This window comes from Porphyromonas bobii (assembly GCF_943169685.1).
GTDB classification, from domain to species: domain Bacteria; phylum Bacteroidota; class Bacteroidia; order Bacteroidales; family Porphyromonadaceae; genus Porphyromonas; species Porphyromonas pasteri.
The window spans coordinates 414,991-436,647 of record NZ_CALPBU010000001.1; the positions used below are offsets into that span (position 1 = coordinate 414,991).

The 21,657-nt window shown below is 54.5% G+C and carries 17 protein-coding genes; 4 read left to right on the forward strand and 13 right to left on the reverse strand.

Annotation, left to right across the window (positions count from 1 at the left end):
• Positions 1-4 precede the first annotated feature (4 nt).
• Both KO088_RS01700 and KO088_RS01705 read right to left on the reverse strand, forming a co-directional pair.
• A complete protein-coding gene (locus tag KO088_RS01700; RefSeq protein WP_215493115.1) occupies positions 5-1,675 on the reverse strand; it encodes an AMP-binding protein in 1,671 nt (556 codons plus the stop codon).
• A 189-nt stretch (positions 1,676-1,864) separates the two neighbouring features.
• Complete coding sequence (locus tag KO088_RS01705; protein ID WP_251419716.1) at positions 1,865-3,331, reverse strand: DUF3078 domain-containing protein; 1,467 nt, start codon at positions 3,329-3,331, stop codon at positions 1,865-1,867.
• A gap of 607 nt (positions 3,332-3,938) precedes the next feature.
• Here KO088_RS01705 and KO088_RS01710 point away from each other — a divergent pair.
• Both KO088_RS01710 and KO088_RS01715 read left to right on the forward strand, forming a co-directional pair.
• A complete protein-coding gene (locus tag KO088_RS01710) occupies positions 3,939-4,466 on the forward strand; it encodes a gamma carbonic anhydrase family protein (protein ID WP_009433152.1) in 528 nt (175 codons plus the stop codon).
• 32 nt (positions 4,467-4,498) lie between these two features.
• On the forward strand, positions 4,499-5,917 hold the full coding sequence (locus KO088_RS01715) for a C1 family peptidase (protein WP_215493117.1): 1,419 nt from the start codon (positions 4,499-4,501) through the stop codon (positions 5,915-5,917).
• 87 nt (positions 5,918-6,004) lie between these two features.
• On the opposite strand, the gene KO088_RS01720 is transcribed toward KO088_RS01715, so the two are convergent.
• From KO088_RS01720 to KO088_RS01740, 5 genes are read right to left on the reverse strand one after another with little or no spacing between them, the layout of a single operon-like run.
• Positions 6,005-7,300: a 3-phosphoshikimate 1-carboxyvinyltransferase gene (locus tag KO088_RS01720; RefSeq protein WP_215493118.1), complete on the reverse strand. Its 1,296-nt coding sequence runs from the start codon at positions 7,298-7,300 to the stop codon at positions 6,005-6,007.
• On the reverse strand, positions 7,297-7,797 hold the full coding sequence (locus KO088_RS01725; RefSeq protein ID WP_215493119.1) for a GAF domain-containing protein: 501 nt from the start codon (positions 7,795-7,797) through the stop codon (positions 7,297-7,299). Before KO088_RS01725 ends, KO088_RS01720 begins: the two co-directional genes overlap by 4 nt.
• A 34-nt stretch (positions 7,798-7,831) precedes the next feature.
• On the reverse strand, positions 7,832-9,028 hold the full coding sequence (locus KO088_RS01730) for a sensor histidine kinase (protein ID WP_215493120.1): 1,197 nt from the start codon (positions 9,026-9,028) through the stop codon (positions 7,832-7,834).
• 21 nt (positions 9,029-9,049) lie between these two features.
• Positions 9,050-10,180, reverse strand: coding sequence for a DUF2891 domain-containing protein (locus KO088_RS01735; RefSeq protein WP_215493121.1), 1,131 nt, complete (start codon positions 10,178-10,180; stop codon positions 9,050-9,052).
• A 19-nt stretch (positions 10,181-10,199) separates the two neighbouring features.
• A complete protein-coding gene (locus KO088_RS01740) occupies positions 10,200-10,958 on the reverse strand; it encodes a polyprenol monophosphomannose synthase (RefSeq protein WP_215493122.1) in 759 nt (252 codons plus the stop codon).
• Between the two features lie 1,335 nt (positions 10,959-12,293).
• Here KO088_RS01740 and KO088_RS01745 point away from each other — a divergent pair.
• Both KO088_RS01745 and KO088_RS01750 read left to right on the forward strand, forming a co-directional pair.
• Positions 12,294-14,153, forward strand: a complete 1,860-nt coding sequence (locus tag KO088_RS01745) for a 2-oxoacid:acceptor oxidoreductase subunit alpha (RefSeq protein WP_188807390.1) — start codon at positions 12,294-12,296, stop codon at positions 14,151-14,153.
• A gap of 4 nt (positions 14,154-14,157) precedes the next feature.
• On the forward strand, positions 14,158-15,192 hold the full coding sequence (locus KO088_RS01750; protein WP_215493123.1) for a 2-oxoacid:ferredoxin oxidoreductase subunit beta: 1,035 nt from the start codon (positions 14,158-14,160) through the stop codon (positions 15,190-15,192).
• 86 nt (positions 15,193-15,278) lie between these two features.
• Here KO088_RS01750 and porN read toward each other — a convergent pair whose 3' ends face one another.
• The 6 genes from porN to KO088_RS01780 are packed head-to-tail and all read right to left on the reverse strand — an operon-like array spanning position 15,279 to position 21,203.
• Entirely contained in the window at positions 15,279-16,295 is a 1,017-nt protein-coding gene (porN, locus tag KO088_RS01755) for a type IX secretion system ring subunit PorN/GldN (RefSeq protein WP_215493124.1), read from the reverse strand.
• 28 nt (positions 16,296-16,323) lie between these two features.
• Positions 16,324-17,871 (reverse strand): type IX secretion system motor protein PorM/GldM, encoded by a 1,548-nt coding sequence (gene porM, locus KO088_RS01760; RefSeq protein ID WP_215493125.1) that lies wholly within the window; start codon positions 17,869-17,871, stop codon positions 16,324-16,326.
• Positions 17,872-17,882: 11 nt separating this feature from the next.
• A complete protein-coding gene (porL, locus tag KO088_RS01765) occupies positions 17,883-18,521 on the reverse strand; it encodes a type IX secretion system motor protein PorL/GldL (protein WP_215493126.1) in 639 nt (212 codons plus the stop codon).
• A gap of 32 nt (positions 18,522-18,553) precedes the next feature.
• Positions 18,554-19,987 carry a T9SS ring complex lipoprotein PorK/GldK gene (gene porK, locus KO088_RS01770; protein WP_215493127.1) on the reverse strand — a complete coding sequence of 478 codons (1,434 nt, stop codon included), beginning with the start codon at positions 19,985-19,987 and terminating at the stop codon, positions 18,554-18,556.
• Positions 19,988-20,004: 17 nt separating this feature from the next.
• The gene (locus KO088_RS01775) at positions 20,005-20,952 is read right to left on the reverse strand and encodes a type IX secretion system membrane protein PorP/SprF (RefSeq protein ID WP_215493130.1); all 948 of its coding nucleotides are present in this window, start codon (positions 20,950-20,952) and stop codon (positions 20,005-20,007) included.
• A 29-nt stretch (positions 20,953-20,981) separates the two neighbouring features.
• Positions 20,982-21,203, reverse strand: a complete 222-nt coding sequence (locus KO088_RS01780; protein WP_005467333.1) for a DUF2795 domain-containing protein — start codon at positions 21,201-21,203, stop codon at positions 20,982-20,984.
• Positions 21,204-21,657: the final 454 nt, after the last annotated feature.

Below are 21,657 nucleotides of genomic sequence, written 5' to 3' on the forward strand. Positions count from 1 at the left end.
GCTCCTACTTATATAGGTAGCGGCGAATGCTCTGCTTGGGAGTCTTCTCGAAGGGCTCGGTGCGAAGCTCGAAGCGCTGGATCTTCTCGTAGCTACCGACCTGCTCGTTGAGAGCAGCGCGCTGGCTCTGGATAGCTTCCCATGCTTCATCCAGCGTGATGCCTGCCTGCTCGATGAGCTGCATGTTGGGGACGATGAGTGCCTCCAGCTTCCCCTCGCGCATCAGTACGAGACTTTCCTGCACGTAGGGGAGCATACCGATCTTAGCCTCCAGCTCTTCGGGATAGATATTCTGCCCGTTGCTACCGAGGAGCATAGCCTTGGAGCGACCACGGATGTAGAGGAAGTGGTCGCTATCCATCGTGCCGAGGTCCCCCGTGCGCATCCAGCCATCTTCGGTGAAGAGTGCTGCCGTCTGCTCGGGGTTCTTGTAGTAGCCCATACAGACATTCTCCCCACGCACCTGGATCTCACCGATCTCGGAGGCGGTGGCAGAGGGTGTCTGCTCGTCATTGAGAGGAGCGATACGTGCCTCCATATAGGGCTCGAGCACACGACCGCAGGAGCGTAGACGCCATTCCTCAGCTTCGATGAAGGAGATGAGCGGTGCACACTCCGTCATACCATAGCCCACGGTGATGGGGAAACCAATGCGCTTGAGGAATTCGCCGACCTCGGGATTGAGGGCTGCACCCCCGACGATCACCTGACGGAATGCTCCGCCAAGTCCTTCGCAGAGCTGCTCGCGGATCTTACGATAGACCACATTGCGCAGGATGGGCAGGGAGAGCATAAAGCGTACCTTGCGGCTCTTGAGTATGGGCTGAAGCGTATTTTGATAGATCTTCTCCAGGACAAGCGGTACGGATATGATGACCGTGGGGCGCACCTTCTTGAAGGCTACACCGAGGATCTTGGGCGAAGGAATCTTACCCAGCACGACGACATGGGTACCCGAAGCCATCGCGAGGAAGAGGTTGATCATGCAGCTGTAGACGTGTGCCATCGGGAGGAAGCACAGCAGGGTCTCCTTAGCGCGGATGATATTTCGCTCAATACAGAAGGCGAGGTTCCCTGCGAAGTTATTGCCCGAGAGCATGACCCCCTTGCTGAAGCCCGTCGTACCGGAGGTGTAGTTCAGTACGAGAAGCTCTTCATTCGGGGTGTGGTAGTAGCTGACATCCTCGGGGCGCATACCTGTGGGGTACTGCGCCTTGTGGTTAGCCTTGGCATCGGCGAACTGCTGTACAGCTTCGGGCGTGCCGTGAAGGATATGCCCCTCTTGGAAGTCCAGGATCGTAGATGCTAAGGGGATGCCCTCTGGGCGCATGTTGCTCCACAGATTTGCATTGATCGCTAAGAGCTTCGACTCAGAGTGGTCGATGATCTGCATCGCATCAGCAGGAGGGAAGTCCTGCAAGATAGGCACGATCACCGCACCATAGGTAATGACGGCTATGAAGAAGATCGCCCATTCAGCAGAGTCCTTGCCCATGAGAGCGACCTTATCGCCACGCTGTAGCCCTTGGAGTCGGAAGAATTGGTGCCACTCGTCTATGGCTTCGGTCATCTGTCCGTAGGTATAGGTCTGTCCTTCGTAGTTGGACATCGCGGGCAGATCCCAGTGTTTCTTAAAGCTATCTTCGAAGAAGGATATTAAGTTCTTTGCTATCATTTCTTGAGTGGGGTGAGTCCCCATGTTCCGGTAAACCTTTGGGCAAAGGTACGGCTTTTTGCTTAGACCTGCACACTTCTTCTCATTGTGAGCATGTATAAGAGAGTAGCCCTCCCCATCACTGCTAAGCAAGATGATGGGGAGGGCTACTTGGTATCGTGTGGAGGAAGTCTTGCGGAGAGCTCCAGCTCAGAGACGGTAGTTGAAGCCGAAGCTCAGGAGCTCATTGTACTGGAGATGCTTATTCCATCCTGATGCGGGACGCACGGCATCGTCGTATCGGAGGTTGAGATTGAGGCGCGTGGAGAAGAAGCGCGTCAGCGCCATATCAAGCGTGTTCTCCCACTCGGCTTCGACTTGCTGGTAGGAGGTGTTGAAGTAGAATCGTGAGGTCCAAGTGAGGTTCATGTTCACGCGCCACTGCCAGTTCGCACGGATCGTGGAGCCGATGCGCTGATACCAGAGCTTGTCGGAGCTCAGACCGTGACGTCCTAAGTCAATGTGGCTATCCTTCGTCGCGCGGAAGGTGTAGGAGAGTGGAGCGACGTTGATCGAGAGGTCGAAGGAGCGACCGTAGACTCTCTTGGACTTCATCGAGTAGTCGTACTTCATCCCGAGCCCTACGTTGATCGTGTACGGAGCGAGGAAGTCGGACTGCAGGCTGCGCTTATTCTCCAGATAGGAGTGGAGGAGCTGCGTGCGGAGCTCAGCGTCGATGGTATAGTACATCTTGTTCCAAGCCTTCAGACCATAGTTGGAGCGCAGGCGCAGCAGGTCATCTGCGATGCGGTAGCGATGCACGCTATCCTTCTCGGCATTGTAGACGTTCAGCTTGCTCTCTATCTCGTTGGTCCACTGGACACGCTCGGTGACGTAGCGTAGCCCGAAGTACGTCCTCATAAAGAGGTTGAGGTTGGAGGCACCGCCCTTGTACCAGTTGTCCGAGACATAGTTCTGTGAGAACTGTATGCTACTCTCCAGTGCGGGGATCCAGTGGCGCTGCTGCAGGACCGACAGGCTGAGATCCTGGGGTAGCTGTATACCCAGCGTGGGGGTCTCCTTGGTATATTCGGAGAGGGCACGTTCGGCGGATTCGAAGCTGGGACGTGTCAGCACGAGGGTCTTGGGCTTGGAGCTGAACTCTCGTCCACCGATACCATCTCTCGAGGGCAGGATATGCGCGAGCATACGCTGGCGGAGTCCGTAGCTATAGCTATTAAGTCCCGAGAGGTCGATAGGAAGGTGCTCTAAAGTCGGGCCAGATGTCGGGGGGAGGAAGCTCAGCTCGGGGGCAGGAAGCTCAAGGCCTATCCCCGAGACGGGAGAGAAGTCGAGCCGGCTCTTCGTCGTCTTCTTCCTTAGAGTGGGGCTGATGAAGGGGAGGGTAGACTGGTAGGGATTGGTCCCTCCCGCCTGATAGTACTGCAGGAGCTGCTGAGAGAGACTGGGGGCTACGGCGAGAAGCTCCAGGAGAAGAGGCGAAGAGACAGGGGTAGGGGTATAGTAGTCCGTCCCTTGAGTCACGAGGCTGTCCAGGGCGAAGGCTTGGAGGGCGACCTCGTCGGTCGTAGGCTGTACCTGCTGTGCTGCCAGTCGGGGAGCCGCGAGGCTCATACTACTGAGGGTGAGGAGGAGTACGTGTCGTCGTATAAGCATTGTCTTCGTAGCATTGGCGCTCTTCATCGAGCGCTACAAAGGTAGTATAATAAGATGGGGTAATATCGCTCTATTCTGCTGACTCGTCAGTTTGGTGTGAGGTGAGCTGCGTAGATATGTCGCTACGGTGATTCGCCCTCGCTGTCTTTTGAGGTGAGGCGCACTACGGCGACCCTCACTGATCCTCTGTAGGGAAACTTGTTCTTTGCCTTAGATAAAGCTTCATTCTCGCTTGTAAAAAGTTCTCAGGCTATAGCTCTATAGCTTTGTCTATGTGCGAAGACCTAAGGACTACGTGCGTGGATGATAGGCTTCTCGTGCATGGACTTTAAGACTACGTGCATGGATCAAAGTATTTCCCTTGATCTTGAGGAGAATACAGCTATTGCGCGAGAGGAGATACCACCAGCTATCGAGGTTTTTTCTTGTGATGGCAGCCAAGGCTCTGCTATACCGCTCCGAGCGTATCTCTATGGAGGCGTATCGTCCGAGATTTAGTGGTGAGGTGTGAAGGGGAGTGGGGGACCTTCAATGAGGCTTATATAGGCGTCGTCTTTGCCCCAGGGATTCATTATCTTTGCGTAGCTAAGCAATAACAATAAGCATCATGGCATTCATACAGACTGTACGAGGCATCGCGCCTCAGATCGGTGAGGACTGCTTCCTCGCTGTCAACGCTACCATCGTCGGAGATGTCGTCCTCGGGAAGGGCTGCAGTATCTGGTTCAACTCCGTCCTCCGCGGTGACGTCAACTCCATCCGCATCGGCAACAACGTCAATATCCAGGACGGCTCCGTCCTCCATACCCTCTATCAGAAGTCCACGATCGAGATCGGTGACAATGTCTCCGTCGGGCACAATGTCACGCTCCACGGCTGCCATATCCGTGACTACGCCCTCATCGGCATGGGATCCGTCGTGATGGATGATGTCGTCGTCGGCGAAGGGGCTATCGTAGCTGCAGGCTCGGTCGTCTTGTCCAAGACCATCATCGAGCCTTACACCCTGTGGGCTGGCGTGCCTGCTAAGCTCGTCAAGAAGGTCTCCCCCGAGCAGGGACGCGAGCTGAACGAGCGCATCGCCAACAATTACCAGATGTACGCCTCGTGGTTCGACAAGGAAGAGAACCCCTAACCTCGCATACTTCAATAATTATAATAAGACCTATGAAATCAGTCCTAACGACTTCATTAGCCCTTCTCCTCTGCCTCGGTAGCTCTGCGACTGCACTGCACGCTCAGGCCTCGAAGGATGGGGCTATCACCCCCAAGCTCCTCGAAGAGCTTCGTCAGAGTGAGCCTAAGTCCTCTACCGAGAAGGCACTCCACAACGCCATCGCCGTACAAGGAATGCAGGACTTCTTCATCAACAATCAGCGCCCACGCTCGATCGAAGATAAGTTCTCCATCGAGGTACAGAGCTCCGGTATCACCGACCAGAAGCAGAGCGGACGCTGCTGGCTCTTCACGGGGCTCAATGTCCTGCGCGCTCAGCTGATGACTCGCGAGAAGTCCGGCACGTTCTTCTTCTCGCAGAACTACTCCTTCTTCTGGGACCAGCTTGAGAAGTCTAACCTCTTCCTCGAAGGGATCATCGAGACGCGCAAGCTCCCTATCAACGATACGAAGGTAGAGTGGCTCTTCAAGAACCCCATCAATGACGGTGGCCAGTTCACGGGGATCTCCGACAACCTCTATAAGTATGGTGTCGTACCTGCTGAGGTCATGCCCGAGACCGCCTCGAGTAACAATACCAAGCTGCTGGGTAAGATGCTCGCACGCACGCTCCGTCAGACGGGGATCCAGCTGCGTAAGGCTTCCGAGAAGGGCGAATCACTCGCTCAGCTTCGCAAGCGCAAGGAGGACGGTCTGAAGAAGGTCTACCGCCTGCTGAGCCTCAACCTCGGCATCCCTCCCACTTCCTTCACCTATACGCTGAAGGATAAGGACGGCAAGGCGATCTCTACCGAGACCTATACGCCTCAGTCCTTCTATGAACGCTTCGTCGGTGCTGACCTTCGTGGCCAGTTCATCATGCTGATGAATGATCCCTCTCGTCCTTACTACAAGGTCTATGAGATCGAGTACGACCGTCACGCCTATGATGGGAAGAACTGGACGTATGTGAACCTTCCCATGGATGAGATCAAGCAGATGGCTATCGCTTCGCTCAAGGACAATACGATGATGTACTACTCCTGCGATGTCGGCCGTGAGCTGGATCGCTCGCAGGGTATCGCTGCTCTTGATAACTACGATTACGCTTCGCTCCTCGGCTATCCCTTCGACATGGATAAGGCTGAGCGCATCCAGACCTTCGATAGTGGCTCGACGCACGCCATGACCCTCAAGGCTGTGGATCTTGATGCTTCGGGTAAGCCCGTGAAGTGGAAGGTAGAGAATAGCTGGGGTGAGAAGACGGGTGTCAAGGGCCATATCATCATGACAGATGCGTGGTTCGATGCCTACACCTTCCGCCTTGTAGTGAACAAGAAGTACGCTACGCAGAAGGTGCTTGACCTCTTGAAGACGAAGCCCGTACAGCTCCCTGCTTGGGACCCCATGTTCGCTCCTGATGCTCCCTAAGCCCTTGCACGAACATAACAAATAAGGCAGCGCCCCCTTAGCCACGTGCTAAGGGGGCGCTGCCTTATTTGTCCTTGTCTACCTCTTCTATTCGGTCTGCTGCATGATGCAGGGGGCAACTTCCAGCCAGAAGCGAGGGAAGCTCTTGGCTACCACCTCAGGCTCTTGCATCCGAAGCTTGGGGACACGAAGCGCAAGTAGAGCGAGTGCCATGGCTATGCGATGGTCACTATGCGGTGAGAGCGTCGGTGCTGAGCCGTGAGCTGTGAGCGGTGTCTTGCCATCCCAGCTAAGGCTATCGGGGCCAAGGGTGAGCTTGACACTGAGCTTCGCCAGCTCGTCAGCAAGCGCTTGGAGGCGGTCGGACTCCTTGATACGAAGATGAGCTACTCCCGAGAGCATGAATGATTCACCTCGACCGACGAGTGCTGCGACGACGGCAGGGACGAGATCGGGGCAGTCACTCATGTGCGCTGTGAAGTGCACGCGCTTGGCTTCCTCTGCGGTATGGGTGATGCATATCCCTGCTTCGGTCTTCTCGGTATGAACACCCAGCTGCTCAAAGAGCTGTACAAGATGGGCCGCATCCCCCTGTAGTGAGGGGAGTGCGAGTCCCGAGAGCTCGATGGTAGAGCCTATGGGCAAGAGGCTGAGGAGTGCATAGGCATAGGATGCTGCACTCCAATCGGCTTCATAGCCTTGATCAAGAGGCGATGTACTGCGGCTATCCTCTTCCACCTTCCCCCGATAGGCGAAGAGCCCGCTGGGAGCTTCCTCCCAGATGAAGCCTTGCTCTCGGAGCTGGGCTATGGTCATCAGCGCATAGGGGCGAGAGGCAAGGCCATAGCGCCGTGTGTCGACCTCGAAGCCTATGGGAAGTGTTGGCGCAAGAAGTAGGAGGGCACTCAGATACTGAGAGCTGGAAGAAGCATCCAGCACACAGCCCTGCCAAGCGAAGGTGCTGGGCTCGATGAGTAGCGGGGGATAGCCTTCATAGTTTAGGTAGGTGATCTTCGCTCCTTGGCTACGCAGGGCTTCTACCAGTGGAGCGATCGGTCGCTCATGTTGGCGCCCCGTACCAGAGAGCCTCACGGGGCGCTGGGTGGTGACCGCAAGATAAGCGCAGACGAAGCGCATCGCCGTGCCTGACTCTGAGACATTGATCTCCTCCGCTCCCTCTTGGTAAGTACGGAGCGCAGCGTGAAGAGCTAAGATATCCAGTGGAGTACCTTCGGCAAAGTCGAAGTGTGGAAGCTTGCCGCGAAGCGCGTCAAGTAGGAGGGCTCTCGCCCAAAGGCTCTTCGAGGGCGGTAGTGTCCAGCGAAGGTGTAGGGGGGCTGCTGGATCTCGGTAGGAGCGTGTGAGGGATGAAGTGGACTTCACTGCTTCGCCTTGGAGAATAGGGGAGCCAGGAGCAGAGCGATCCGCTCAAGGGCGGGGCGATCTACTTCCTCCGAGAAGTCCGAGAGCTGATCACTATCGATATCCAAGACGCCCGCGATCTCTCCTGCGGTATCTCTCAGCGGTACGACGATCTCGGAGCGTGATGCGGAGGAGCAGGCGATATGCCCAGGGAAGGCATCTACATCGGGGACGACAAGCGTCTTCCCCGTCAGCCAGCTCGCACCACAGACCCCTCGACCTCGTGCGATACGTGTGCAAGCAATATCTCCTTGGAATGGCCCAAGCACCAGCTCATCTCCTTCCACCAAGTAGAAGCCTACCCAGAAGAAGCCGAAGGCCTGGCGCAGTGCTGCCGCCGCGTTGGCAAGATTAGCGATGAGATTGGTCTCCCGACAAGTGAGGCTTTGTAGCTGGGGATAGAGCTCTTGGTAACGCTCTTCTCGAGAGGTCGCTTGGAGGTGAAGTTGCTCTGCCATCGTTGCTTCGTAATAATGGTGTCAGGGGTAGTGGCTACTCCATCTCGCGACGGAGCTCGATACGGAAGGTTGTGCCTACTCCCAGCTCAGAGTGCTTGACGTAGATGTGCCCACGGTGATACTCCTCGACGATACGGCGCGCCAAGGAGAGCCCGAGTCCCCACCCACGCTGACGGGTCGTCACCCCAGGGCGGAAGATATTGCGGTGCATCCCTCTGGGGATGCCTCTCCCCGTATCGGTGACATCAATGTAGACCCACTGATCTTTGAGGATGTACTGGAAGGTGATCTTTCCCTTGCCCTCCATAGCATCGACGGCGTTCTTGATGAGATTCTCGAAGACCCATGCCATGAGCGGCTCACTGAGCTTCACGACGATAGCTTCATCCAGTGATGTGGGAGGAATAAGCTCTACCTGAGAGGAAATACGTGGCTGCATGTAGTGGATGGCACGCAGGACGACCTCTTGCAGGTCAGCCGACTTGAGGTTGGGGGACGAACCGATCTTCTGGAAGCGGTCAGCGATGATGCCAAGGCGCTCAATATCCTTCTCCATTTCGTTGGTGACCATCTCTTCGGTCCCCGTGCTCTCAAGGTACTGCTTCCATGCCATGAGCGATGAGGTAGGAGTCCCCAGCTGATGCGCTGTCTCACGAGCCAGTCCCTCCCAGATGCGGTTCTGGTCTGACTTCTTCAAGCTAACGAGAGCCACGATAGCGACACCAAGGAAGAGGAAGAAGACAGCGAGCTGAATGTAGGGGAAGATGTGTAGCTGCTGGAGGACCTTACTATCGGAATAGTAGAGGTAGAGTGGATCGGTAAGCCCCTCCATGACGATAGGAGGGTAGCCTGTGCGGAAGGCTGCCAGCTTCTGATAGAGGAATTTCTCCGTATCCTCCTTCGGTAGCTCAATATTATTGTAGCTGATGATGCGCCCCTCCTTGTCCGTGATGATGGTCGGGATAGAAGGGTTGGACTCGAGGATACGCGAGAGGTAGATGAGTGTGGTGTTGATATCGTTCGTCGTGGTGGCCTGGGTAGCATTAGCCCAGATCTCCATATTCAGACGCTCAGCCTCTGCCATACGAGTGACCAAGCGGTCTGATGCCCAGAGGGAGACGATGATGAAGATGATCGATGCGATGATCATCCCCGTACGGACGTTGCTGTGTCTATTGAGCCATGCGCCTCCGCCGTGGGCCCACTGCTCTCCTATCTTACTGATGCGCATAGGTAGGGCGTATCCTTGGGCTTAGTGCTTGATCTTATTGGCCTTCATCACCTCCTCTGCGTAGCGGGCAAAAGTCGCCAGCCAGTGGTCACCACCATAGTCAGAGCGGAAGATCTGATCCATCCCGTGGGCATACATCTGAGCTGATGTACGAGCGAAGCGTGCCTTGAGCGGATGCCCCTGGGGCAGGTAGCCAGAGATGCGAGCCATCGTCCAAGCACGAGTATATGCAAGACCTACCAGATGCACGATGGTGTAGTCGGTGAGGTCGCTGACGACGGGCTTCTCGCAGAGGCGGTTGATGCCCTGTGGCGTGAAGTAAGTTGAGAGCCAGCGTACGTACTCTCGCTGGGGGAGTACACGCGTCATCAGGTCTGCTACCATCAGCGTAGGGGAGAAGAAGTCGGTAGCATTAGGCTCCCATTCGGCTGGTGCCTTCTTGTCGCCGAGGTGGAGCTGACGCGCTTTGGCGATGAGGGCCTGCTCGAATTCCTTGTCTCCACGAGCACGGGCAAAGTCAATAGCGAAGGCGAGTGCAAAGGCGGAGTTGGAGTGCGTGCCGATGCGGTTGGGGTAGGTCATCTTGGGCAGATAGGCCTTCCACTTTGTGACGATCTTATCCGAGAGGATATCGACGTGAGTAGCCCAGCCCTTAGCCTTCTCTTGCAGAGCCTTATCTGCACTATGCTCCGCGAGGTCATGTAGCTGTTCGCTGAGCTTTATAAGCCATGCCCAGCCGTAGGTGCGCTCATAGTTGCCCGAGAGCTTACGGTCAAAGTAAGCCGCTTCTCCACGCATCTTCTCCTCTGTGAAGTGCTCATCAAAGGCTGCGATGATCTCGCCTCGAGCAGAGATATCGGGGTAAGTTGATAGGATTTCGGCGAGCATCCAATGGCTATGTACGGAGCTGTGCCAGTCGAAGGAGCCGTAGAAAGCTGGGTGCAGGTCACGTGGAGTGAGTCGTGCATCGAGGCTGTCGAGGATATTGTGGCTCGTCTTATTGGGATACTCCACGAAGATATTTTTCAGGGGCATCTTGATAAGACGGAGTAGCTGGTCCTCGGGAGCCTGCTGTGCCATGCTGAGGGCGGGAAGGGCACAAGCCGTGAGGAGTACAAGCAGAGATCGCTTACAAGCCAAGTGGAGCTGCATAGTAATAGTATATGAGGTGTTAGGCGTTGGTGCTTAGCGTATTCTTATTGGGGAAGCCCTTGAAGCAGTGCCAGTAGCGGAGCTTGAAGACCCCGAGGAAAGCCTCCTTGAAGATCGAGGTATTCATCTTCGATGTACCCAGTACGCGGTCTTCGAAGGTGATGGGTACCTCCTTGATCTTGAAGCCAAGGCAGTAGGCGGTGTACTTCATCTCGATCTGGAAGGCATAGCCCTTGAAGTGTACTTCGGGAAGGACCATCGTCTCAAGTACTCGGCGACGATAGCAGACGAAGCCAGCCGTCGAGTCCTTGACAGGCATGAAGGTGATGAGGCGCACGTAGAGTGAAGCCCCATAGCTCATGAGGATGCGATCCAGCGGCCAGTTCTTCACACGTCCACCACGCGTATAGCGTGAGCCAACGGCTACATCTGCTCCTCCTTCGGCACATGCCTTATAGAGCTCCAGTAGCTTCATCGGAGGGTGGCTGAAGTCACAGTCCATCTCGAAGATATACTCGTAGTCGTGCTGTAGTGACCACTGGAATCCGGCGATGTAGGCTGTGCCGAGTCCGAGCTTGCCCGAGCGCTCCAAGAGATGTACCCGCCCAGGATATTCTGTTTGCTTCTCTCGGACGATGGCCGCGGTGCCATCGGGCGATCCATCATCGACGATGAGCAGGTGGAAGGGCTGGGGGAGTGCGAGTACGGTGTCGATCATCTGGGCGATGTTCTCCCGCTCGTTGTAGGTGGGTATAATGACTATGCTATCGCTATTCATATTAATATATGGGGATCGACTTCCTGCTGAGGTGGAGTCCAATTCCGAGCCTTTTGGTCGATGTCCAAGGCAAAGATACCAAGATTTGGTTAGTCTTGGACTGAAAAAGTACGATGGACTTGGGGGGGATCATGTGATGAAGGCCGAAGTATTTGCGGAGGTTGTTTGATGCGTCGCTACTGAGTGGTGCTTCAAACCAATAGTGGTCTACAATCAAAGCAGTATTGGTACAAGGGGCAAACCAATAGTGGTATGAGGGATAAACCAATATGAGACAGTTGAGAAGAGTCCTGTCCTCTCTTAGAGTGCTAAGACATCGCACGCCCAGCTCCCCGCCATATCTCTCCGAAGTGCTACACAAGCCCATCGCCTTATCGCGCATATTCCTCTTATTCAGCGGAGGGAAAAGTGTCCTTCTCGTGAAGAAAAAAGCGCCTTCACATAGTGGTTTTCCGCTGTCTATGCACGTAGTCTTAAAGACCAGGCACGTAAATCCAAATATCCACGTACGTAGATATTAGATCCATGTACGTAGTCCAAACTTACCTGCCACTCGTCCGCAACTTTTATCCCTACGCGGAGCAACAACCTGATAGAGGTCACTGCACAAAGCTATATAGGAATCAGTCCAAAGTTATATAGTTTGCTTCGCCATCCTATATAGCTCTACGCCACGCACCCATATACCTATTATGAGAGCATTGCGCAAGCCCACCTCTCCATTACTCGACCTTCTTTCCTCGAAAATCGGAGCCTTTAGGTTGAGAAGTTCGAAGGAGGAAAGTGCAAGCTGTAAAGGGATGGCCTTGCACAATGGTCTCAATATTGCTTCGAGTGCAAAGTCGTATTGCTTCACCCGCAGACCACTATTGGTTAGAAACAGCCCCCTGTAATAGGGGGAGCCTTATGAATCGGGGCTTAGGGCCTGAAGAAAGACGGGGCTTAATGAGCCAATGCATAGTGAGCTGTCGCCAATTTAATAGCCTCTTTCCCTCACTTACGGTCCCCAGTCTTAGGGTGTTTAAGAGCGACTGGAGGAGTCTTGCCTATTGGATGTCCGAAGCTCTCTGCTTGCTATTCGGTCAGTAGCTGCTATCGCCTTGTGGAGGAGGGGATGCATCCCCTATGCTTATGAAAATAATTAATTAAGTCGGGGTTTGGTGGGGTGTACTTTATTCGTTAGCTTTGCTTTGCATTTGCAGAACAAAATAAGCAATGGTGGCACGGCATGTCCTCTATCACTAACGGTACTATTCCTCACCAGAAGACACAACCTCCCATAGGTGGCTTTGGCCGTGCTAACATACGTATTATATAATTTGTAGTAGTAAAGCTATGGACGAACAGAAAGCGGTCAAAACCCTTAAAGACATCGTGATCCGCTTCTCCGGTGACTCGGGGGACGGTATGCAGCTCACAGGGACGATCTTCTCTGACCTCTCCGCCATGACGGGGAACACCATCTCGACACTCCCCGACTTCCCCGCTGAGATCCGCGCCCCACAGGGTACCCTGAGTGGTGTATCTGGATATCAAGTCCAGATCGGCTCTCGCTCGGTACGTACTCCAGGTGAGAATGCGGATATTCTTGTGGCGATGAATCCTGCCGCTCTTAAGGTTAGTGTCAAATACCTTAAGAAGGACTCGATCATCATCATCGACACAGACTCCTTCTCCACCAACGACCTGCGTAAGGCTGAGTTCCTGACTGAAGATCCCTTCGAAGAACTCGGACTGAAGACTCAGCAGGTCATCCCTGCTCCGATCTCTTCGATCGTGAAGGAAGGTCTTAAGGACTTTGGCCTCGACGCTAAGTCTGCCCTCCGATGCAAGAACATGTTTGCTCTTGGGCTCATCTGCTGGATCTGTGATCGTCCTCTTGGCCCCGCAGAGCAGTTCCTCGACCGTAAGTTCGGTAAGAAGCCTCAGCTCCGTGATGCTAACATCGCATCGCTGAACCACGGCTTTGACTTCGGTGCTAATACTCACGCCTCTGCCAGCATCTTCCGCATCGAAACGCAGAAGCCTGTACCAGGCCGCTACCTCGATATCAATGGTAACAAGGCTACTGCTTACGGGCTGATCGCAGCTTCTGAGCAAGCTGGTCTCGAACTCTTCCTCGGTAGCTATCCTATCACTCCTGCTACGGATATCCTCCATGAGCTCGCTAAGCACAAGGCTCTTGGCGTGAAGACCGTCCAGGCAGAAGACGAAATCGCTGGTATCTGTACCGCTATCGGTGCTTCGTTCGCTGGTGACCTCGCTGTGACGACTACTTCTGGTCCTGGTCTTGCCCTGAAGAGTGAAGCTATTGGCCTCGCTGTGATGGCTGAGCTTCCTTTGGTTATCATCGACGTACAGCGTGGTGGTCCTTCTACAGGTCTTCCTACGAAGAGTGAGCAGACCGACCTGATGCAGGCGCTCTATGGCCGCAACGGTGAAGCTCCTATCCCCGTCCTCGCTGCGACGACACCTGATACTTGCTTCCTCTATGCCTACTGGGCTGCTAAGATCGCCGTTGAGCATATGACTCCAGTTATCCTGCTTACGGATACCTTCGTAGCTAACGGTTCTTCGGCTTGGCGCATCCCCGACCTCCATGAGCTGCCTACGATCGAGCCTAACTACGTGTCTAAGCTCCCTGAAGGTGCAGCTGAGGGCTGGCGTCCTTACTTCCGCAACCCCGAAACAAAGGTTCGCTACTGGGCTGTACCAGGTACCCCAGGCTTCGAGCACCGTCTCGGTGGTCTTGAAAAGAACTTCACGACCAGTGCTATCAGTACCGACGCTGCTAACCACGCCCTTATGGTCAAGACTCGTCAGGAGAAGATCGACTACATCTCTAATGAGATCCCTCTCCTCGAGGTCGAAGGCGATCAGGATGCCGATACGCTGATCGTCGGCTGGGGTGGTACCTATGGGCACCTCTACGAAGCTTCCCATAAGGTCCGTGAGCAGGGCTACAAGATCGCTCATGCCCACTTCGCTTTCATCAACCCTCTGCCTAAGAACACAGAGGAAGTGCTGCGCCGCTACAAGAAGGTCATCATCGCTGAGCAGAATACGGGTATGTTCGCTCGTCACCTGCGTGGTCTGATCGACAACTTCGTGCCTCATCAGTACAACGAGGTGACTGGCCAGCCCTTCAGCCTCTCTCACTTAGTCGAAGAATTCATCAAACTTATCGAAGAATAGCCCTATGGAAACGAATGCAAACCCAGTGAAGTTAGACGCTAAGAGCTTCAAGAGCGACCAGTACGTACGCTGGTGTCCTGGCTGTGGTGACCATGGTGTCTTGGCTACTCTCCAGAAGTCTATGGCCGAGGTGGGTATCTCGACCGAGCAGACGGCAGTCATCTCGGGTATCGGGTGCTCCTCACGTCTGCCCTACTATGTGAATGCCTACGGCTTCCACACGATCCACGGGCGTGCTGCAGCTATCGCTACAGGTCTTAAGACCGCTCGCCCCGATCTCTGTGTATGGATCGCTACGGGGGACGGTGACAGCCTCGCTATCGGTGGTAACCACTTCATTCACGCTATCCGTCGTAATGTAGACCTCAACTTCATCCTCTTCAATAACCGTATCTATGGTCTGACGAAGGGTCAGTATTCACCTACCTCTGAGCGTGGCTTCGTCTCAAAGAGCTCACCCTTCGGTACGGTCGAAGATCCCTTCATCCCTGCAGAGCTCTGCTTCGGTGCACGTGGTCGCTTCTTCGCTCGCTCACTGGATATCGATATGAAGCTCCTCGGGCAGTGTATGGTAGCAAGTGCTCAGCATAAGGGCGCTGCTGTCGTCGAAGTCCTGGTGAACTGTGTGATCTTCAATGACGGTGTGCATAAGGGCGTAGCTCAGCGTGATACGCGTGAAGACCGCTCCATCGTACTTCGCCATGGCGAGAAGATGATCTTCGGTAAGGAGAAGAATAAGGGTATCGTCCTTGATGGCCTTCGCCTGAAAGTCGTGACCATCGGCGAAGATGGCTACACACTGGATGATGTCCTGACGCACGATGCTCACGAAGTCGATCCTACCCTCCACACGATGCTGGCGATGATGGGTACGAGCGATGATATGCCTGTAGCCTTCGGTGTCATTCGCGACGTCGAGGATATTTGCTATGACCAGGCTGTCACGCAGCAGATCGAGGAGGTCCGTGCTCAGAAGCCCGGTATCCGTAAGCTTGAAGATGTCCTGATGAAGGACGCCTATTGGGAAGTAAAGGAATAAGCTACTAAGGCTTATCCTCCGCTATAAGACGGCGCCCCCTCTCCACGATGGAGAGGGGGCGCTGTCGCTTTATGTGTGGGGTAGGCTTAGTAGCCTCTGCCTCGGGCTGAGCGAGTGATAGGTGTCGAGGATGACTTACTGGTAGAGCTGGCACTGCTATCTGAGGTAGGCTGGCTCTTGGACTTAGACTTGTTCCTCTTCTTGGGAGACTGCTTCGGCTGATGTAGCGTGCTGTCGGGGAGATAGAGCTGCACCTGGAAGTCTGATAGCTCTCGCTCGATATGCTCTTGCGCTTTCTTCTGGGCTTCAGGGCTCTGGTACTCTTGGGATAGCGTACGTCCACGTAGGTTCTCCGTCTTGACTATCTCCCCCTTGTAGAGTCCCAAGCGGAAGAAATCAAAGAGCGTACCTCGATAGGCGCTGTTTCCCTCACTTAGAGCGATGAGCCCCCTCTGTAGGTAAGGAGCCAGGTCACTGTACTTAATCCAGAAGAGAGGGAGGCGTAGCTCCCCATAGTCGCCTACACCTGAGAGGATGGGGCATAGGGCTTCTACTTGCGTCAAGTAGGTAGAGGTCCCTTCATCGAAGATATGTGCTTCCTTGATGTAGTAGCCCTTAACTTCGCTGGATGGGATGCTTTGAGGATCCCCTTCGATATAGCTGATCTGGAAGCGCTCTACGAAATCTTTGAAACTTAGGCGATGTGCCTCATCGAAGCGCTCGGGGCCATCAAGGTATTCATATACGGGGAGTCTGCCAGCAACATAGAGCTGGAAGATCTGTGCGAAGAGGTTCGCCTCTCGCTCAGTAGCTATTTCGGGACTATAAAGCGGAGCATTAGCAGGCTGCATAAGGTCAAGAGCTCGGTAGATCCCTCGGCGCCAGGCGACCTGATCTATCGTGATGGTGTCGGAGGATATGAAGGTCTTAGCGCGCTCAGTGAGCCTATGATTAGTGGCATGCTCTACGGCTTTCTTTTTCTCTCGTCGCTCCGTCTGCTGAGTACCCTTGCGTACGATAGGGGTACGAGGTGCATCTTGAGCAGAGAGCCCAAGTGAGGAGAGAAGAAGGGATGAGATGAATATAGTGGTTGTTCGCTTCATTGCTTTCGTAGGATAGGTGGGCTTTGGTCTATGCGATGACAAGCTCAAGAGAGGGAAGACGACGCTCGACGCCATCAGGGCCTCGAGCGATGATATCTGTGATGAAGAGGCGACGTCCGTGGGGCGTATTTTGGATGAGGCGTATCTGCCGGTCGGAGAAGTTTGCCCCTTGAGAGGGTTCGGGGAGTGCATTGCCCAGAGCGTCGAAGGCTAAGAGCTGGAAGCGCAGTACGCTGTAGTTGATATCAAGGAAGGAGTCATCAAGGGCTGCGCGGACACCGCCTGAAGCAAGTAGAGAGCTCTTTGCTATTCGCCCTCCCTTGAATCGGGTGCTTCCGCTCCCCACACTGATACTGAGATAGGGCATCGGGTCGGGGAGGCTACGTACTCGGAGCTTCGTCTGAGCTACGGGCTGGCTCTTTCCTCCGACGTTGGCTGTCACGGAGATGATGACTTCGCTCCCAGCCTTGGTCGGGTGAGCGATCCATAGATCTCCCTTTCGGATAAGGCTGCCCGAGGAGCTGGTCGCTGTGATATCCTGGAGTGGAATGCCTGGGACGGCTATTTGAATGGGGTTGTCAATCCCTGCATATAGGACGTTCATCATCGTAGGGGCGATGGTGGCTGTTGGCTCGATCACCGTGTAGCTACCCTCAAAGGGGCTGCGTACGATCGTCCCATCATTCAGCTCAGCCTCTATATGGCCTTTGATCGGGAAGGTGCCGGTCGATGGTGTCGCTAAGCTAATCCTTCCAGCTGAAGAGGTGGGCAAGGCATTCCCTTGGAGGTAGATTTTTGGGTGCTTCGTCGTGTCAATGCTGCTGAGTACGATGGCGGCTTGGTAAGGGACGCCGCGTAGGATAATGCGGCTGTCTGGGATGACTTGGGCCGTGAGCTTATTGGAGCGATAGTCCGAGGCTCCTATGCTGCGTAGCAGTTCGCTGAGTGTCTCGCCCTCGACATAGCGCAGGCTATTCTGCAGCTGGGTGAGCTGGGTGATAGCGGCTATGGCTGGCATGCTCTCAAAGCACTCTTCTTCCCAAGTCTTTCCTTCTCGCCCCTCAGGAGTACTAAGGCGAGAGAGAATCTTACCCTCTGAGTTGGAAGACTTCAGTAGGCTCCCGACCCAGGAGGTATAGCTATTGAGATGCTTGCGGAGCTCCTTCCCCTTGGGATGGATGGGGGCAAGTAATACGACAGAGGCTGCTGATAGATTGTCTCGATGCTCTAGGGAATCGGGGGATGCACCGCGCCCATCAGCTTCGATGGCGATGGCTTCCTTCAGCTGCTGGAGGTGCTGATAGAGTGAGTCAGTGCGTCGCTGTAGCTCTTGGCTCTGCTCGTAGTACATGCTTGCCTTCGCAGGATTGGTGCTGAAGGCGGCTTGCATGTCCGAGGCTAAGCGCCCATTCTGAGCCTCACTGGCCGCTGTCGCTTGGCGTAGCTCTCCCTCCACTTTGCTGAAGCCATCGAGTACCTCAGGTGATACATTGAGTGCCATCATTGCGATGAAGACGATGTACATGAGGTTGATCATGCGCTGTCTATTGGGATTGCTACCAGTGCCTACTGCCATGCTGAGGTGGGTTACTTCGTGTGAGTCGGTTCGTCAGCCCCTGAGGAGAGTGAGCTGTTAGGGGGATTCATATTCACCGTCAGGGCCTGTAGCATGCGAGCGTAGGCTGCATTGAGCTGCTCCAGCTGGCTGATGAGGCGCTCATTCTGTTGGCGGAAGGTCGAGCTATCCTTAGCACCAGCCTCATACATGGCATGCATGTGCTGTAGGTCTGTGCTGATCCGTTCGATGGTCTCCAGCTGAGCTCTGAGTTCCTTGACTTGGCGCGTATAGACGGCATTGAGCTCAGTGATATTGCTTGTCAAGGTATCTGTATCTCCCAGCCCTTGCAGTGGAAGGTCTGTGGACGTGACTACCGGTTGGTGCTGCTGATGGAGTATAGCTGAAGATGGATATGCTTTGTCGGAGGACTCCGCCTCCTTGCTGCCTATCTCTGGGCGTTCAAAGCCCGAGATGAAGAAGACGGCGAACTCAGTGAGCATGCTCACAAGGAGGATCTCATCGCCATAGCGTATGTGAAGGAGCTTGAAGAGCGCGCCTAAGATGACGAAGGCAGCTCCCCAGGAGTAGAAGTAGTTGAGTATACGCTTCCCTCGCTGGCTGGCGAGGAAGCGCTCGAGACGGCGTATAGGGCTAAGGCGCTTGGACATAGGTGGGTGGCTTAACACAAGATAGGAGCTAACTACTTACTGAACTCGACAGCCGAGCGTACACAGCGGAAGCCTATGTAGGAGTGTGCTGCATTCTGTGGAGCCTTCGTGCGATTATTGGCGCGTATATAGCGGGCTATATCCTTCCACGATCCGCCCTTGATGACCTTGAGGGTGCGGTCAATACTATCCTTATAATCTGCTTGATAGGATAGCTCAGGGTTCACATCATTGATGAGCTTGAGGCCGGCAGGAGTCCAAGTCGTGCTGGTCCATTCGGCCACATTACCAGCCATGTCAAAGAGTCCGAAGTCATTGGGTGGGTAGGAGGAAACTCGTGCCGTGATCAGATGCTTGTCAGCCGTGTAGTCACCGTCTCCAGGCTTGAAGTTGCCCACGAAGCACCCGTCACATGAGCGTACCTCGGCATTGCCCCAGGGGTAGCTGATGCTTGAGTTACCCATTCGTGCGGCATATTCCCATTCGGCTTCGGTCGGGAGGCGGAATTCCTCTACGATCTGACCCTCGGGGAGCTTGAGGCCCTTCTTGTAGGAGATGGTGCGCCAAGCGCAGTAGGCCTGCGCTTGCTCCCAAGTGACTCCCACAACAGGGTAGTCATTATACCCAGGATGGTTGAAGTACTTGGTGGTGTAAATGGCATTAGTTGACTGGGGGAAATCATTGACCCAGACGGTCTCGTCGGGGAGGACGGGTATGATATAGGTACTGAGGAAGTCGTACTCGCTACGCAGCGGACGGGTGAGCGTCTCGCGTACGATCTTGCCAGAGGAGTCTATGTAAGCCGTGTCCTTGGAGATGAGGACGGTCTCGGGTCGCTTCTTCTCCCATTGTGGATTGCCCTGTGCTTGGCGTAGCTGATTACGCCATAGGGCTGCCGCACGATGGTCATAGCGCTCGTAGCGGTAGTAGAGCTGCGTAGGATCCAGCTTCTTCTCTCCTGTGACAGGATTGGTGTAGTAGATACTCTGCAGGGCGCGTAGCTCTTCCTCTGTAGCTCGCTTCTCCGAGGGAATAGGGCGGCTCCAGTCCAGATGAGGTGTGGTGGGCTCTCCGTCTTTGTCTTCTGTGATCTTGTAGCTCTCGTCACCACCATAGGCTGGGTCTGCTAAGCGCTCACGTAGTATCGAGTCTCGTACGTAATATACGAATTGGCGATACTGCGCATTCGTCACCTCGGTACGATCCATCCAAAAGGCTTCGACTGATATGCCTCGGCTCACGGCAGGCGTTCCCCAGAGACTGTCAGCCTTAGCTTCTCCAAGAAGTATATGTCCGCGAGGGATGTGCACCATCCCATGTGGAGCTGGCTCATTCCACGATGCTAAGCGAGCAGTAGCTACTCCTCCCATAGATGTGGGGTGTGAGGAGCCACAGGAGCAGAGTGCGGAGCATAGGATGAAGGCGGTACTAAATTGGGTAAGTCGAAGTAGTAAGGATTGGGTCATGAGCATTGTATCATTTCTCAGAGCAGCCGAATACTCTTGTATCGGGGCTCTGTGTGCTTAGTCCTCCCATGAGGGAGTGTATAGCCGAGGAGTAGCTCGTGGTAAAAGCTACTTGATCGGGTGGAACGCTCGACTTGATAGCCGAGGGATAGCTCTCCGAGGCGAAGGCGGGTGTGAAGACCAAGAGCTTCGCCTGGGCGGTAGGAGCTACCGAGGGCTATGCGAGAGTGATACCATAGCGTACCTCGTACCTCCGATCGCCACTTCTCATCTTGGCTATAAGAGCCCCAGATGGCAGGGACAAAGGCCCAAGCTACAGCGGAGCCGATGTGGTAGCTAAGTGTGGCACTGTAGCGCGGAGGTAGCTGCGCTGTATAGCGCTCTCCGATGCGAGTGTGCACCCCGAAGAGGTCAGTCACAGCAATACCCGCAGAGAGGCGCTCTCCATAGTACTGTAGGCCTAAGCTAAGACCGAGTGCCTTACCCTCGCTCTTTGTCGTAGGGAGCTCACTATTGGTGATACCTTCTTCAAGGGCTTTCTTCCCATCGAAGGTAAGACGGTGCAGCGTACCTTCCATTCCTAATTGTAGGCGCTTCCCCTCGGATAAGGGTAGGCAAGCGCTCCCTCGTAGGGAGAAGGTCGAATGCTCCCACAGGTCTTGCTGGTGGTGTAGGAGCTGAGCTCCCACTACATGGCGCCCACCGAGGAGCTCCAGAGGTAGGTCTGTAAGGAGTAGGTAGTAGCTGTGTCGATGGTCTTCTCTTCCCCACAGGCCTGCGATTTGTCCTGTACCCAGAGGGGCTAAGGCTGCAGGATTGTAGTAGCCTAAAGCTTCATCCCACTGGCGAACTAAAGGGCGTGACTGGGATACGACTGGCTGCGCTGAGAACAAAAGAAGGGCAAGACAACCCACGAGACCAAGGTCTCTACGCCTACGACCATAGGTGAAGGTTGTCTTGCCCATCGGATTTATAGCCTCCGAAGTGAAGCTGACTAATATTCTTCTTCGTCGAAGAAGAAGTCTTCCTTACTTGGGTAGTCGGGCCAGATATCTTCGATGGATTCGTATAGCTCGCCCTCATCCTCCATTTCCTGGAGGTTCTCAATGACTTCGATGGGGGCGCCAGAGCGCTGGGCGTAGTCGATGAGTTCGTCACGGCTTGCGGGCCATGGTGCATCTTCGAGCTTAGATGCCAGTTCTAATGTCCAGTACATAGCTGATTGGTTTGTGTATAAGTCGTTATGTGCTTAGCGAATATCAGCCGCAAAAATACGAATTATTCATTAGGTAGCCTATGGATTAGGTTACGATATCAAAATACTAAGTATTCCGCTGCTTCCCACAGTGATTTTACTCTTCCTCCCATTACATTATCAGGTGTTTCGACATCAGAGAGCACACGCTTGGGTACCCCTCTATATTGTGGTAAGTGAAGCTCGTCGGGAGTGGTCCTATGAAGGGGAAAATCAACCAGTACTGGTCAGCGAGCGAACCAGTACTGGTCACCTATACCTACCAGTACTGGTCGAAGTCCTGACCAGTACTGCTCCGCGCAGTGACCAGTACTACTTCGTTCTTATATGCATAGAGTTTCGGAGTAGCTCTCTCTATGAGACTACTCTGATGGCTTTAGAGTATGGTGATAAAAGTTCGTGAGGATAGAGGAGC